This is a genomic window from Methanohalobium sp. (genome assembly GCF_018609725.1).
Classification (GTDB): Archaea; Halobacteriota; Methanosarcinia; order Methanosarcinales; family Methanosarcinaceae; genus Methanohalobium.
The window spans coordinates 1-12,910 of the sequence record NZ_JAHENT010000149.1 but is presented as its reverse complement, the minus strand read 5'-3'; the positions used below and the strand labels follow the sequence as shown (position 1 = coordinate 12,910).

Below are 12,910 nucleotides of genomic sequence, written 5' to 3'. Positions count from 1 at the left end.
TTTCTCAATCCTATTATTAGAAAAAAGGATAGATTAGACAATGAAACCTCCATGCGAAATCATGGTACAAAAAGTTCTGCCGTCTATAAGGGCGGAACTTGTACGTGTAATGATGTTTGAATATGGATGCACTCAAAACGAAATTGCAGACATATTGGGACTTTCACGTGCTGCAGTTTCTCAGTATGTAAGCCTTAAACGCGGTGCAGAGGTTGGATTTTCAAAAGCTACAAACGATGAAATAAGCAAATTTGCATCCCAACTTATAGATGGACTTACTGTTAAGGAAAAATCAAAAGGTATGTGCCGTGTCTGTAGACTCGTGCAAAAATCAGGATGGCTATACAAAAACGCACCTGAAGCCGGTTATTGTATCCTTTGTGATGAAATTGAAGATGACCATGATTAACATTGAAATCCAACAACAGATGTATAGAATGTAAAGGGAAAAAATTATGCGGACGTCCCAGATGTCCAATACTTGAAAGATTTGCATCAATAGAATCATTAAGTTCAAAAATACCCAAAAATGATTCAGTGTTTGGTGCATCTCCACCTGCAGTATTTGTAGGAAGACACGGTTATCCAGATGTTTCTGCAGGCCCCATGATACCGCCTGAAACAAATAGTGATGAATCCGCTGTAATGGATTCACCCGATGAATGGCTCGGAATGAATATCCAGGATATTATATCCATGCGTTCTCGGCTGGTCAGGTCGAATACAAATATAAATATTAAAGACGGTTTATCTGATAACAACCTTATTTTAAAATCACAGGAACTGGCTTTATCCACAAATCCTGTTGATACAGAAGCATGGTACAGCAAAACAATTGAAAACAACCTCAGTTTTGATAGTGTACTTACACCCACTGGACCATCAGCCACACTAAAAAAATTTGAGATTACCGAAAACCCTAATGTTCCCAAAAAAGTGGATTACCTTGTGTACGATACTGATGCACTGGCAAAAGAAAGTGTTTCTGAACTTATCAATAAAAACATATCTACAGAACATATCACACGTCTGTTATCCATAGGATTACTTGGAAAAGACAGATGTCTGGTTCCGACCAGATGGTCGATTACTGCTGTTGATGATATGGCAGGTAAAGATACCCTCAACAGTATAATCGATTATCCACAGATAAATGAAATTACGCTGTTTAGTGGTGGAATATTTGGAAACCATTTTGAAATCCTGTATGTCCCAAAGAATTATTCTTTTGAACTGGTTGAAATCTGGCTCCCAAAATCAGTATGGTCGGGTGATTCCACATGGATAAGTGCGGATTTTGAAGGGTTAAATGGTAAAAGTAAATATTCCCCTCTGTCAGGTGGATATTATGCAGCCCGTCTAAGTGCACTGGAATATCTTTTAAATATAAAAAGACAGGCATCGATATTTATTATTCGTGAAATCCAACCTGACTACTGGGCGCCTCTTGGTGTCTGGGTGGTAAGAGAAGGTGTGCGTCAGGCACTCCAGAATACTCCTAAAACATTTGAATCAATAGATAACGCTCTTTCTGATATCTCATCCCGTATAAGAACTCCATATCCAAACTGGAGAAATCAAATGGAATTATTATCCAAAGTCAAAACTCAAAAAACCCTTGATGATTTCATATTTTAAAAAATAAAATTAGTTAAAGATTTCAGGAACTATCCTTCTTGCCACCCCTTCATAAACTTTTGACAGATCACCCTTATCATATCTGAAGACATCTTTGTCCATTGATTCCTCTGTTTCTTTATCCCATAATCTACAGGTATCACAGGATATTTCATCAGCAAGAAGCAACTCTCCATCCTTTCTACCAAATTCAAGTTTGAAATCCGGCAGAAGTAGATTGCTTTTATCAAGGTAATCAACCAGTAACTCATTTATCTTGAGTGCAAGTGAGCGGAGTTTTTCAATTTCTTCATAATCTGTGATTCCAAGTGCTACTGCTATATCTTCGTTAATCATCGGGTCGCTGTATTCATCGCTCTTGTAATCCAGTACAAGAATGGGATTTTTAAAACGAGTTCCTTTTTCCATAGGGTATTTTTTCGTTATTGAACCTGCAGCTATATTTCTTACAATAACTTCTATAGGTACGATTTCTACGGATTCTACAAGCATTTCAGTGTCAGAAACCATATCTATATAATGGGTTTTTATGTCATTTGATTCAAGCATTTCAAAGAGCTTTCTTGATATTTGAGCGTTGTAATAACCCTTGTTTTTAGCTTCACTTTTCTTACTTCCATCAAATGCTGTAAGGCTGTCCCTGAACTCTACAATAAGTTTGTTTTCATCATCGGTTTTGTAGATACTTTTTGCTTTTCCTGAATACAATAATTCTTTCTTTTCCATTTTTCTGACACCTTATTGGATTCTAATTTATAGCCAAATATACATCATTCTTTATAAAAGTATCACAGTGAATACATCCATTACAGTTTGAATTGTTTTAATGTTATTTATTCATAATATATTAACCAAATGTTGCATAAAAAATAAAACAAATATAATCATTTAATCAAACCATAGGTGATTTAATGGACCAAGACCTTATGAGAATCGGAGTATCATTGCCTGAAAACCTGCTGGAAAAATTCGATGAAATTATAGAAAAAAGAGGCTATTCTTCACGTTCAGAAGGAATAAGAGATTCTATCAGAAACTACATCGTCAGACATGAGTGGATGAGTGATATAAAAGGCAGACGTGTTGGAACACTTACACTGATGTATGACCATACCAAACGCGGACTTTCAAACACTCTTACCGAGATACAGCATGAACATGCTGATATTATACAGTCATCGGTACATATCCACCTTGATCAAGACAATTGTCTTGAAGTGATAATACTGGATGGCGATGGTGCCAATTTCAAGGATTTTGGAGAAAAAGTGATGGCTTTAAAAGGAGTTAAATATTCAAAACTTAACACCGCCAAACCTTCAGAAGATGTATAATCTATAGGTTTATACACTTTTGAATTCTTTATCTATAGACTTTAATAAACTGTACCCAAAACCTGTCAGATAGTATATTTGATAACTTTTGTCACGCCTTGACTCCACAAGGTTTTCATCCTTTAACAATTTTAAATGATAGGAAAGTGCCGAATATTTATAATCGGTAAGTTCCACCAGAACGCATACACACAACTCCTGTATTTCAAGCGCCCTGAGGATTTTAAGCCTTATAGGGTCTGAAAGCACTTTAAAAAGATAAACAATATCATCTACATCTTCGGATATGATAACGTGTACTTTATCAAGATTTTCCTGTGATAGTGTATAGGGTTCAAAAACTGCAATGTTTTGCTTATCGGTCATTATTATTTATTGAAGTTACTAAATGATTAATATGTTTTGGACAACTACATCTTATCCAATGTATTTATATTCTGACATACTCCAACGGATAAATCCGTTGGGTTCTGTGGTCGGTGGGAGTTACACCGTTGCCACTTGTGGGGCGCCAGTGCTCCCACCTGATACATCTTTGTCTGCACCAGATTGACCACCTGGACGCAAAGCTATATTAAACGCCGCATTTACGTCTGCGTGGTTAACGTGCCCACAATGAGGACACTTGAACGATTCACCGTTTCTAATACCCAGATAACCACATCTACTGCAATTCTGCGAAGTATATTCAGGGTTGATGTATTCAATTTTAACTCCAAGCAGCCTAGCTTTGTATTCTAACATATATTGCAGTTGGTAGAACGACCAGCTGTGCAGGGAGTATTTGAATGATTTTCGTTGTTTAGCAGTTTTACGGATTCCTTTGATGTTTTCGAGTTTTATTCCACTATTATTTTCAGCTGCTACTTCCATTATTTTCTTGCTGATTTTGTGGTTTAAGTCATTGACTATCCTGTTTTCTCTGTTTTTAATCTGTTTGACTTTTTTGTATTTGCCCTTAACCTGTAGTTTCCTGCGGATGTTTTTGTATTTTTTATGTATATGTTCTGCTTTTTTACCGAATTTCAAGACTTTAGCTGTTTTCGGATTTGACATCACTGCTATATGTCCCGTGGTATTGACATCTACGCCTATGTAGTTTTCAAGTTCTTTTTGTTGATTTTCAGGTATTGTCACGGAAACATAAGCGGAACGTTTTTTCTGTATTTCGGACACCAAATTAAATGGAACCCTATATTGAATACTGTAGTATTGCTATATGTCCACCTGTTTACCATTGCATTTATTATATGATTGACAATCATATAATGTTTCGGGTTTGAAAACGCTGACCAACGAGGTCGTTTTATCACTCTTTAAACTTCGTTTAAAGATATCCTTAAACCTTGTTTTAAAGAGACCGGTTAGAAACCGGTGGCTTTTACATACCCTGTTCCCCCATCTTCGTAAAAATTCTAACATAAAAACTTTCAAATACTTATATAAAACCTACATGACCATCTGATAATATCACATTAATAATTTTATTCTTTCGGTAATATAAAAAACAAAAAAACTTCAAATAAAATAAGAATATTTAGACTACAGGAGATACTTACATGAAGCATACAAAATCACTTTGTCCAGAATGCTGTGATTTAATAGATGCCGCCATATACGAAGAAGACGGCAAAATAATGATTGATAAAGAATGCGATGAGCATGGATATTTTAAAGATGTTTACTGGTCGGATGCTGAATTATACAATAAATTTGAGGAAATTAACAGGGTTGGTGAAGGGGTAACCAATCCGATGACCACAGAGGGTTATCAATGCCCTCAGGAATGTGGACTCTGTTCTACACATAAGACCAACACAATACTGGCAAATATCGACCTTACAAACCGATGTAATCTCAACTGTCCAATCTGTTTTGCAAACGCAAAAGAAAGGGGCTATATTTACGAACCATCCTTTGAACAGGTCCGCGATATGCTCCAGATGCTTCGGAACGAAGAACCGACACCATGCTATGCTGTTCAGTTCTCAGGTGGAGAGCCCACTGTACGCGATGACCTTCCAGATATTATCGCTATGGCAAGGGACATGGGGTTCATACAGATACAGATTGCAACCAATGGAATAAGGCTGGCAAAGGATATGGAATTTACCAGAAAACTCAAAGAAGCGGGTCTTCATACCCTTTATCTTCAGTTTGATGGTGTAACAGAAGAACCCTATAAAATAGTAAGAGGGTTCAATGCATTCCCTATGAAACAGCAGGTAGTAGAAAATTGCCGTGAAGTAGGTATCAAAAGCATAACCCTTGTTCCAACCCTTGCAAAAGATGTTAACGACCACCAAGTAGGCGATATGATACGGTTTGCATCTCAAAATCTGGATGTTATCAAGGGTATCAATTTCCAGCCCATATCATTTACAGGGCGTATTAACCGGGAAGAACGAGAACAGAAACGAATTACCATACCCGACCTGTTTAAACTCACTGAAGAACAGACAGATGGTGAAATTCCAAAGGATTCATGGTATCCCGTACCATTTGTAGTTCCGGTTTCAAGATTCATAGCTGCCATACGTAACGAAAATATCCCTGCATTGACCTGCCATCAGCATTGTGGAGCAGGTACCTACGTGTATGTAGAAAATGGTAAATTCATACCAATTACAAATTTCATAGACGTAGAAGGATTGATGGACTTTTTAGATGAAATAACAGATGAATTTTATGAGAGAGGGGCAAACAAAAGCGCCAAAGTACGAGCTCTTGCCAAAGTAGCCAGAAGAGTTCCGAGTTTCATAGATTCGGATGAAAGCCCAAGTTCTGTCAATGTCACCAAATTGATTGTCAATGTCCTTGTCAGAGGTGCCAGTGAAGCTACAAAGGAATTCCACAGAAATACGTTGTTCCTTGGATGTATGCATTTTCAGGATAACTACAACTTTGATATTGAAAGGATTCAGAGATGCGGAGTTCACTACGCCACACCTGATGGCAGAGCCATTCCCTTCTGTACCTACAACACCCTGCACCGGGAAGAAGTAGAATCGAAGTTTTCACGTCCCTATGAAGTGGCAAAAGCCAAAAGCCAGTAACTTCCTTTTTCTTTCTCCTTTGTTTTACATTTTAGTAACTACAATTTTTATAATATAAACTATAAAAATAGTAATGCTGCAAATGTAACTTGATATGTTTTGTTCACTGGTGGGGGAGAACAAAAGTTCAATGAAAAAAGAAACTATAACTATAGAAGAAGGAAAAAATACATCAATAAGTGATTTACTGGATAAATTATCATCCAGCAAAAATGGACTTTCTTCAGAAGATACTGAAAGCAGAATTGATACTTATGGATACAATGAAATTCCTGAAGAAAAAGTCCATCCTGTAAAAAAACTACTGAGTTATTTCTGGGGACCCATACCTTGGATGATTTAAAAGGAAAATACAAAGGTATCTGGAAGGGCGCAGTCGCATGCAGGAGTAGCGGTAGTTTCGACATCAAAAACGGTGCTAAAAGGATAGCACAGGGTATAAACCATAAATATCTCAAACTAATACAGAGGTTCGATGGCTATACCTATCAACTCAATAAATTAAACCAAAATCCAAATATAAAAACCGATGGCAATTCCTCCCACTGTTAAAACAGTGGGCTTCCTTGTGACGCTTCTTGTGAATAATTTGCATCCAAAGGCTATAGGTCCCTTGTTGTTTCCAGAACTGATGAGCAGGATAATTGGCAACTGATAGGTATTATAGCCCTTTATGACCCGCCTCATGAAGATTACGCAGAAACCATCAAAACTGCTCAATCAATGGGCGTCAATATAAAAATGGTTACCTGCGACAATAATGCTATTGCAAAAGAGATTTCAAGTCAAGTCAACTTAAAATCCAATATTGCAAATGCTTCTGATTTTGTCAATGAATCAGACAGCAAAGCAAAACAGGTTGTTGAAAATGCTGATAGATTTGCACAGGTTTTCCCAGAACACAAATACCGGATGTAGAGCTGCTTCAGGGTGAAAAGCAAATAGTCGGCATGACCGGAGATGAGTTAACGATGCTCCCGGTCTCAAAAAAGCTGATGTCGGTATTGCTGTTTCAGGGGCTACCGACGCAGCTAAATCTGCAGCAGACATTGTGTTTACAACCTGCTGAATCACACAGGTATAATCTTCCATAGATAAAATTAAAACGTATCATTTGTTGTTCCTTTTTAAAAACTTGAAATCCTCTCTGTCAACAATAAGTTCAGAAAAAGCGGCAAATGGTATTGCTATTAAAGTGACAATCAAAATAACTTCAAGGTCTATCATAACACCTGTAGCTATTTTAACAGCCAAAAGGTCTTCTACCACACCCATCCCGATTCCTACAATAAGAAATTCAAGAAATCTTTCAATATGCTTTTTTTCCATTGTTTAGCCAAGTTTATAAAAAACAGCAAAATTTAAAAGTCAATCGCCAGTAGTTTTATAGTTATATACCCCTACATCCGATATTTGCTCCTTCTTTGGCTTGTATTGTGTATTTTAACAGCAGAGGTGATACTACAACCGATGTAGCAACCATTAAAACAATGGCGGAATAAGAGACATCATCTATCACACCCATACTCAAACCAATAGATATGACCACAAGCTCAACATCTGCTTTGGGCATTGAACCAATTCCAAATATCAGACTGTCATAGGAATTGACCTTTAATATCTTTGAACCTATATAACCACCTAACAATTTGCCCAACAGTGCCAGTACAATAACAGCAATTGTAAACAATCCATTGGTCTGTAATATACTGAAATCAATCGACATACCGATAAAAGCATAGAACATGGGTATAAATACCCCATATGAAATCCCGCTTACCTTACTCTGTATATCTTCAATTCTTGCAAGTGGTATTTCCGAAAGGAATATACCGCCTATAAAAGCTCCTATCACAGAATGCAGTCCCAGTATTTCTGCAAGATATGCAGATACCAATGCTATAATAATAACAAATGCAAATATTGATTCTTTTATCTGCATCCTATGAATGTACTTAAAAAGTACTGGATATACTTTATAACCCAGAACTATCATTATAACCAAAAATCCAACAACTCCCGAGATTATTGTTAAAATCTCCCTGCCCCCGGGCAATCGCTGATAAGTTGCTACACTTACGATTATACCCAACATGATTACCCCTACAAAATTATTCAGTATGGCCGAGGACAACACAAGAGGTCCGGGGTTTTTGGACAGGTAATTACAGCCAATTAGCATATTTACTACTGAACCTATACTGGTGGAACTGAAGGCTATGCCTATGAAGATGTTTTCCAGAAATCCGAGGTCGAATATATAACCCAGTGTATATCCGCAAACAAAAGCGACCAATATATGGGTGAATGTAGGTATAAGCGTATATTTTGACAAGGTCTGGATATATCTTATGCTTACCTCATTATATGCTGCCGTAAAAAAAAGGAATATAGCACCCAGTTCTGCAAGAAATGAAAAAATTTCTCCGTTTGGTTCGGCAAAAAATGGACCAAGTACAATGCCTGCAAGGATTCCGCCAAATATACTTGGCAGACCCAATCTGATGCTTAATTCTCCAAATATCTTTGCCAATAAAACAACAAGAAAAATCTGGAGTATAACATCCATCTAATTTAACCTCTTATTTTTGAGATTTCATTTATTACATCCAGTTTGGAAACAATACCTACTAACCTTCCATTGTCCACTGCAAAAACCTGGTTAACATTGTGTTTTACCATCAGTTTTGCAACATCACATAGATTACTATCAAGATTCACCGTTACGGGATGAGGGTCCATAATACCTTTTGCATCATTACTCAGGGATTTTACTGCCAAGTCTGTATGATCTGTCTGGGGCATTATATCAAGCAGTATGATTTTAAGAATCAGATTCTGGGTGATTACCCCTGTCAGATTACCTTTATCATTAATAACCGGGTAGGTATGGAAACGATGTTTGGTAAATACATTGATTATATCCTCTATCAAATCACCTTCTGACAAGGTTACTATATCTTTTTTAATAATGTCGTTTATACCAATTCTCTGGCATCTGTTAGACATTGATGGTTTATCTTCACCGGTTTTGGAATTATTCGAACCGGTAAAAAATTTACCTTTTATCTTGTTCATTTTTGACATAAGCAACCCACACTATAAACATTATATGTTGTCACCCTTTTTATAATAATCACGGATTTGAAGATGAAGTAAACGATGATTTTTCCTTTGCATTGATTGCAAATTTTAGCAACATCGGCGACACAATGATAGACACAATCACCATCAAAACAATTGCAGAATATATTTCGTCTCCGATAATACCTCTGTTTCTACCAACTGTTATTACAACAAGTTCTATACCCGCTCTGGGCATCACCCCTATACCAAAAATCAAGCTATCAGAAGAATCCAATCCCACTATTTTTGAACCGATAAAACCCCCTACCAGTTTACCAAACAGTGCCATTACTACAACAAGGACTGTAAACAAACTGGTAGTTTCTAAAACCGAAAGGTCTACAGTAAACCCTATGTAAGCAAAAAAAAGCGGGGTGAACATACCGTAACTTAAACCACTCACCTTGCTCTGAACATCCTCTATTTTAGCTATTGGTATCCTTGAAAGAATTATTCCACCGACAAATGCACCGATTACCGCATGCAATTCAAAGGCTTCTGCAAAATAGGCTGAAAACAATGCAATGATAATTACAAACGAAAAAATAGATTCCTTGATATGCATCTTATGGATGTAATCAAATAATTTTGGATATATTTTCAAACCAAGAACAGCCATAGACAGCATAAAAAACGCCAGTTTGGCAAAAATAGTTAAAATCTGTGAAAAAGAAGGCAAATGCTGTAATTCAGCAACTGTGACCACTATTGATAACATAAAAATTCCTGCAATATCATCAAATATTGCTGAAGTTAGCATCAATGAACCGGGTTTACTTGAGAGATAATTGTAATCGATAAGTATCTTTACAAGAACCCCTATACTGGTAGCACTGAAGGCTACAGCCATAAAAAGACTTTCAAGAATTTGGAAATTAAAGATTAAACCAAGTATAAATCCAGATGAAAACGCCAATAAAATCTGGGTTATTGTGGGTATAATTGCTTTTTTGGATGCTGACCTGAGTTCTTGTAAATGTACTTCTTTGTATCCGGCTGTAAACAGCAAAAAAATAGCACCAAGTTCTGCAAGAAAAGAAAAGGTTTCAGGGTCTTGTGAGAGTAAAAAAAGACTTAAAATGATTCCTGCAAATATCTCACCCAAGATACTGGAAAATCCTATTCTTTCAAAAAATTCACCCAGTACTTTTGCAAGAATGAGAATTACAAATATTATCAGGATGTTTTCCATTATTAAGAAAGACCCCTTATTCTATAAACATGGTTTATAATATCCCTTTTAGACAGTATTCCAATCAGTTTACTGTCTTCTACTATATATACATGATTTACTTTGTGCTTAACCATTAAATCTGCTGCATGGTGCAGATTGGTATCTGGTGACAGAGTTAACGGATGATGTTCCATAATGCCTTTTATATTTTCACTCATCGATTTAATGGCTATTCTGTGAATGTTTTTGGAACTCTTTATCCTGTCAAGCAAAAGAATTTCTAAGATTATGTCCTGATTGACCTCACCTACAAGTTCATGTTTGTCGTTTATAACAGGGTAGGTATGAAAATTATAATTTTTAAACAGTTCCAGTATATCATTTATGGTGTCGTTTTCATTAACGGTCACAAGTGATTTCACCATGATTTCATATACTTTTGTACTGGGAAATGTACCACTATCAGACATAAATCCCGACTCCAAAATATACTATCTGTTTCAAATATTATATGTTTTGAGGCTTTAACAAAAAAAGTTAACCATGAATTAGTTTTGGTAAACAGCGTGTACATACCCAGAAACTTTCCATATCATGGCGTAGAGGCATTAGGTAACCTGTGGTTTCACCCTGTCCACATATAAAACAACTGATTGTACTGTCTGTATTTTTTTCCTGTGAACCTGCTTTTTCCTGATTGAATTCTACTGTTTCCCTCTGTTCGATGGTCAAAGCTCCAGTAGGGCAAACACCTACACAAAAACCCATACCATCGCACAGTTCTTCAGAAACGACTTTGGCCTTCCCGTTAACCAACTGGATTGCTCCTTCTGCACAGGGGGTTACACATTTGCCACAGCCGTTACATTTCTCTTCATCGATTTTTACAATGTTCCTTTTGACCATATTATCTATCCTTATTAGTGATGGGTTCCTTCTACTATTTCAATACCGTTATCCTTGATTGTCTTTTTCATAGATTCAATATGAGGGCATTCAGGATAATTATCCATATTCATCATGCATGAACTAAGATGAACAATATCAACACCTTGTTTTTTGAGGGATTTTACCAAACGATATACACGGCGCCCCGAACATCCACCGCATGTAAAAAATGCCATTATCTCTGCACCGCTGTTATAGTCTCTGAAATATACATCCCTATTGTTAAATGCTTTAAAACAACCTACACCGGGACAAACTTCTGAGACTGTTTCGCATCTTACAACAGCTATCTTTTGAGATTTGTGTTCATCTATGCAATTAACGCAGTTAACAATAACACCGCCGTTTTAATATTTCAGTAAAAATTAAAAATTATTGTTCTTTAGCTGCTTCAGCAAGCCGAGTTCCCATTTCTCTGCAGAATTTTAAGTCTTCGCTATCTGGTCGGAATTTGACTTTAAGCCCTTTTTCCAGTAGTTCAATTCCTCCTTTATCAAGTTCATCTTCTGCTCTCTGGACGCCTCCACCTCCCCATCCGTAGGATCCAAAGACCACTGCCTTTTTGCCTTTGGGTCTTAGACCTTTTAGATGAGCCAGAAATCCTGCAACAGAATGGAACATACCATTGTTTATAGTGGTTGAACCAAGTGCTATAACAGGTGCATCCAGTATTTCTTTTATTATCGTACTGAGATTGTTTTTGCGAAGATGTAGAAGTTCGGTTTCCACACCTGCACTTCTAATACCTTCAAGGACTTCCTTTGCCATTATTTCGGTACTACCCCACATAGTATCATAAATCACCGGTACTTTAGGGACAGTATCACCCGATGCCCAACTCTTATAGGCGTTTAATATATCGTTAATATATTCTTTCCAGATTACCCCATGGGAAGGAGCTATCATGTTAAATTCAAGACCCATTTCTTTTGCCCTGTCAAAGTATTTGAGCATCTGTGAACCAAACGGCATCAGAATGTTAGCGTAATATTCTGCAGCATCATCGATTACATCACCCACCTCATAATCAAACCTCTGGGATGTTGCAATATGCTGTCCAAAGGCATCGTTTGAAAAAAGTATTTTATCCTCTTTCAGATAAGTGTGCATGCTGTCCGGCCAGTGAAGCATCACTGCCTCGATAAACATCAGGGTTCTGTTCCCAAGACTTAATTCATCACCCGTTCCAACAACTTCAAAATCCCAGTTTTCACATCCTTCTTCTTCATAATATGAGCAGAGACCGGTTTTACCGCGTTTACTGGTATAGATTTTTGAATCTGGAGCAAGTTCCATAATCCTTGACAATGAACTGGAATGGTCCATTTCCACATGATTTGCTACAACATAGTCGATTTCTGACGGGTCTACAATCTGTCTGATTGAATTAATGAGGTCTTCAGTAAATTGAGATTTTACCGTATCAATCAATGCTATTTTGTCATCAACTATAAGATAGGAATTGTAGGTTCCACCCTTAGGTGTTTCATACCCGTGAAAATCACGAAGATTCCAATCTACAACACCCACCGAATATATACCGTCAGCCAGTTTTACAGGACTGTATCCATAACCCACTAATACCACCTCTTAAACTCTAATCAGGTCTGCATTCTAAAACCAGTTGCACTATC

At 37.0% G+C, this 12,910-nt stretch carries 18 protein-coding genes; 7 read left to right on the top strand and 11 right to left on the bottom strand.

The window, feature by feature from the left end; translation table 11 throughout:
• The first annotated feature begins 40 nt into the window (after positions 1 to 40).
• Complete coding sequence (locus tag QZ276_RS10125; RefSeq protein WP_292487653.1) at positions 41 to 409, top strand: transcriptional regulator; 369 nt, start codon at positions 41 to 43, stop codon at positions 407 to 409.
• A gap of 2 nt (positions 410 to 411) precedes the next feature.
• On the top strand, positions 412 to 1,638 hold the full coding sequence (locus tag QZ276_RS10120; protein ID WP_292487652.1) for an Nre family DNA repair protein: 1,227 nt from the start codon (positions 412 to 414) through the stop codon (positions 1,636 to 1,638).
• Positions 1,639 to 1,647: 9 nt separating this feature from the next.
• Here the strand turns inward: QZ276_RS10120 and purC are convergent, their stop codons facing one another.
• The gene (purC, locus tag QZ276_RS10115) at positions 1,648 to 2,364 is read right to left on the bottom strand and encodes a phosphoribosylaminoimidazolesuccinocarboxamide synthase (protein WP_292487651.1); all 717 of its coding nucleotides are present in this window, start codon (positions 2,362 to 2,364) and stop codon (positions 1,648 to 1,650) included.
• A 185-nt stretch (positions 2,365 to 2,549) separates the two neighbouring features.
• On the opposite strand from purC, the gene nikR reads away from it, so the two are divergent.
• On the top strand, positions 2,550 to 2,972 hold the full coding sequence (gene nikR, locus QZ276_RS10110) for a nickel-responsive transcriptional regulator NikR (protein WP_292487650.1): 423 nt from the start codon (positions 2,550 to 2,552) through the stop codon (positions 2,970 to 2,972).
• Between the two features lie 9 nt (positions 2,973 to 2,981).
• On the opposite strand, the gene QZ276_RS10105 is transcribed toward nikR, so the two are convergent.
• Both QZ276_RS10105 and QZ276_RS10100 read right to left on the bottom strand, forming a co-directional pair.
• The gene (locus QZ276_RS10105) at positions 2,982 to 3,338 is read right to left on the bottom strand and encodes a helix-turn-helix transcriptional regulator (protein WP_292487649.1); all 357 of its coding nucleotides are present in this window, start codon (positions 3,336 to 3,338) and stop codon (positions 2,982 to 2,984) included.
• Between the two features lie 120 nt (positions 3,339 to 3,458).
• Positions 3,459 to 4,148 (bottom strand): transposase, encoded by a 690-nt coding sequence (locus tag QZ276_RS10100; RefSeq protein WP_292487647.1) that lies wholly within the window; start codon positions 4,146 to 4,148, stop codon positions 3,459 to 3,461.
• A 383-nt stretch (positions 4,149 to 4,531) separates the two neighbouring features.
• On the opposite strand from QZ276_RS10100, the gene tes reads away from it, so the two are divergent.
• The 4 genes from tes to QZ276_RS10080 all read left to right on the top strand — a co-directional run bounded on the left by tes (position 4,532) and on the right by QZ276_RS10080 (position 6,946).
• Positions 4,532 to 6,028, top strand: coding sequence for a tetraether lipid synthase Tes (gene tes, locus QZ276_RS10095; RefSeq protein ID WP_292487646.1), 1,497 nt, complete (start codon positions 4,532 to 4,534; stop codon positions 6,026 to 6,028).
• A 130-nt stretch (positions 6,029 to 6,158) separates the two neighbouring features.
• A complete protein-coding gene (locus tag QZ276_RS10090; protein WP_292487644.1) occupies positions 6,159 to 6,371 on the top strand; it encodes a cation-transporting P-type ATPase in 213 nt (70 codons plus the stop codon).
• Positions 6,359 to 6,580, top strand: a complete 222-nt coding sequence (locus QZ276_RS10085) for a hypothetical protein (protein WP_292487642.1) — start codon at positions 6,359 to 6,361, stop codon at positions 6,578 to 6,580. The genes QZ276_RS10090 and QZ276_RS10085 overlap by 13 nt, the downstream gene beginning before the upstream one ends.
• A 189-nt stretch (positions 6,581 to 6,769) precedes the next feature.
• Positions 6,770 to 6,946: a hypothetical protein gene (locus tag QZ276_RS10080; RefSeq protein WP_342765723.1), complete on the top strand. Its 177-nt coding sequence runs from the start codon at positions 6,770 to 6,772 to the stop codon at positions 6,944 to 6,946.
• Between the two features lie 192 nt (positions 6,947 to 7,138).
• Here QZ276_RS10080 and QZ276_RS10075 read toward each other — a convergent pair whose 3' ends face one another.
• The 8 genes from QZ276_RS10075 to QZ276_RS10040 form a co-directional block, all read right to left on the bottom strand.
• Positions 7,139 to 7,357 carry a hypothetical protein gene (locus QZ276_RS10075; protein WP_292487641.1) on the bottom strand — a complete coding sequence of 73 codons (219 nt, stop codon included), beginning with the start codon at positions 7,355 to 7,357 and terminating at the stop codon, positions 7,139 to 7,141.
• Between the two features lie 61 nt (positions 7,358 to 7,418).
• Entirely contained in the window at positions 7,419 to 8,597 is a 1,179-nt protein-coding gene (locus QZ276_RS10070; RefSeq protein ID WP_292487640.1) for a cation:proton antiporter, read from the bottom strand.
• 5 nt (positions 8,598 to 8,602) lie between these two features.
• The gene (locus QZ276_RS10065; RefSeq protein WP_292487639.1) at positions 8,603 to 9,115 is read right to left on the bottom strand and encodes an HPP family protein; all 513 of its coding nucleotides are present in this window, start codon (positions 9,113 to 9,115) and stop codon (positions 8,603 to 8,605) included.
• Positions 9,116 to 9,164: 49 nt separating this feature from the next.
• On the bottom strand, positions 9,165 to 10,346 hold the full coding sequence (locus tag QZ276_RS10060; RefSeq protein ID WP_292487638.1) for a cation:proton antiporter: 1,182 nt from the start codon (positions 10,344 to 10,346) through the stop codon (positions 9,165 to 9,167).
• A gap of 2 nt (positions 10,347 to 10,348) precedes the next feature.
• Positions 10,349 to 10,798, bottom strand: a complete 450-nt coding sequence (locus tag QZ276_RS10055; protein WP_292487636.1) for an HPP family protein — start codon at positions 10,796 to 10,798, stop codon at positions 10,349 to 10,351.
• A gap of 67 nt (positions 10,799 to 10,865) precedes the next feature.
• Positions 10,866 to 11,234 carry an ATP-binding protein gene (locus tag QZ276_RS10050; RefSeq protein WP_292487634.1) on the bottom strand — a complete coding sequence of 123 codons (369 nt, stop codon included), beginning with the start codon at positions 11,232 to 11,234 and terminating at the stop codon, positions 10,866 to 10,868.
• A gap of 14 nt (positions 11,235 to 11,248) precedes the next feature.
• Positions 11,249 to 11,566, bottom strand: coding sequence for a CGGC domain-containing protein (locus QZ276_RS10045; protein ID WP_342765724.1), 318 nt, complete (start codon positions 11,564 to 11,566; stop codon positions 11,249 to 11,251).
• Positions 11,567 to 11,648: 82 nt separating this feature from the next.
• Positions 11,649 to 12,854, bottom strand: a complete 1,206-nt coding sequence (locus tag QZ276_RS10040; RefSeq protein WP_292487632.1) for an FprA family A-type flavoprotein — start codon at positions 12,852 to 12,854, stop codon at positions 11,649 to 11,651.
• Positions 12,855 to 12,910: the final 56 nt, after the last annotated feature.

Coding starts and splice junctions, on each gene's coding strand:
- tes (WP_292487646.1), top strand. CDS start 4,532: ATGAAGCATACAAAATCACTTTGTCCAGAATGCTGTGATTTAATAGAT.
- QZ276_RS10055 (WP_292487636.1), bottom strand. CDS start 10,798: ATGTCTGATAGTGGTACATTTCCCAGTACAAAAGTATATGAAATCATG.
- nikR (WP_292487650.1), top strand. CDS start 2,550: ATGGACCAAGACCTTATGAGAATCGGAGTATCATTGCCTGAAAACCTG.
- purC (WP_292487651.1), bottom strand. CDS start 2,364: ATGGAAAAGAAAGAATTATTGTATTCAGGAAAAGCAAAAAGTATCTAC.
- QZ276_RS10105 (WP_292487649.1), bottom strand. CDS start 3,338: ATGACCGATAAGCAAAACATTGCAGTTTTTGAACCCTATACACTATCA.
- QZ276_RS10080 (WP_342765723.1), top strand. CDS start 6,770: ATGGTTACCTGCGACAATAATGCTATTGCAAAAGAGATTTCAAGTCAA.
- QZ276_RS10065 (WP_292487639.1), bottom strand. CDS start 9,115: ATGTCAAAAATGAACAAGATAAAAGGTAAATTTTTTACCGGTTCGAAT.
- QZ276_RS10090 (WP_292487644.1), top strand. CDS start 6,159: ATGAAAAAAGAAACTATAACTATAGAAGAAGGAAAAAATACATCAATA.
- QZ276_RS10050 (WP_292487634.1), bottom strand. CDS start 11,234: ATGGTCAAAAGGAACATTGTAAAAATCGATGAAGAGAAATGTAACGGC.
- QZ276_RS10060 (WP_292487638.1), bottom strand. CDS start 10,346: ATGGAAAACATCCTGATAATATTTGTAATTCTCATTCTTGCAAAAGTA.
- QZ276_RS10125 (WP_292487653.1), top strand. CDS start 41: ATGAAACCTCCATGCGAAATCATGGTACAAAAAGTTCTGCCGTCTATA.
- QZ276_RS10075 (WP_292487641.1), bottom strand. CDS start 7,357: ATGGAAAAAAAGCATATTGAAAGATTTCTTGAATTTCTTATTGTAGGA.
- QZ276_RS10070 (WP_292487640.1), bottom strand. CDS start 8,597: ATGGATGTTATACTCCAGATTTTTCTTGTTGTTTTATTGGCAAAGATA.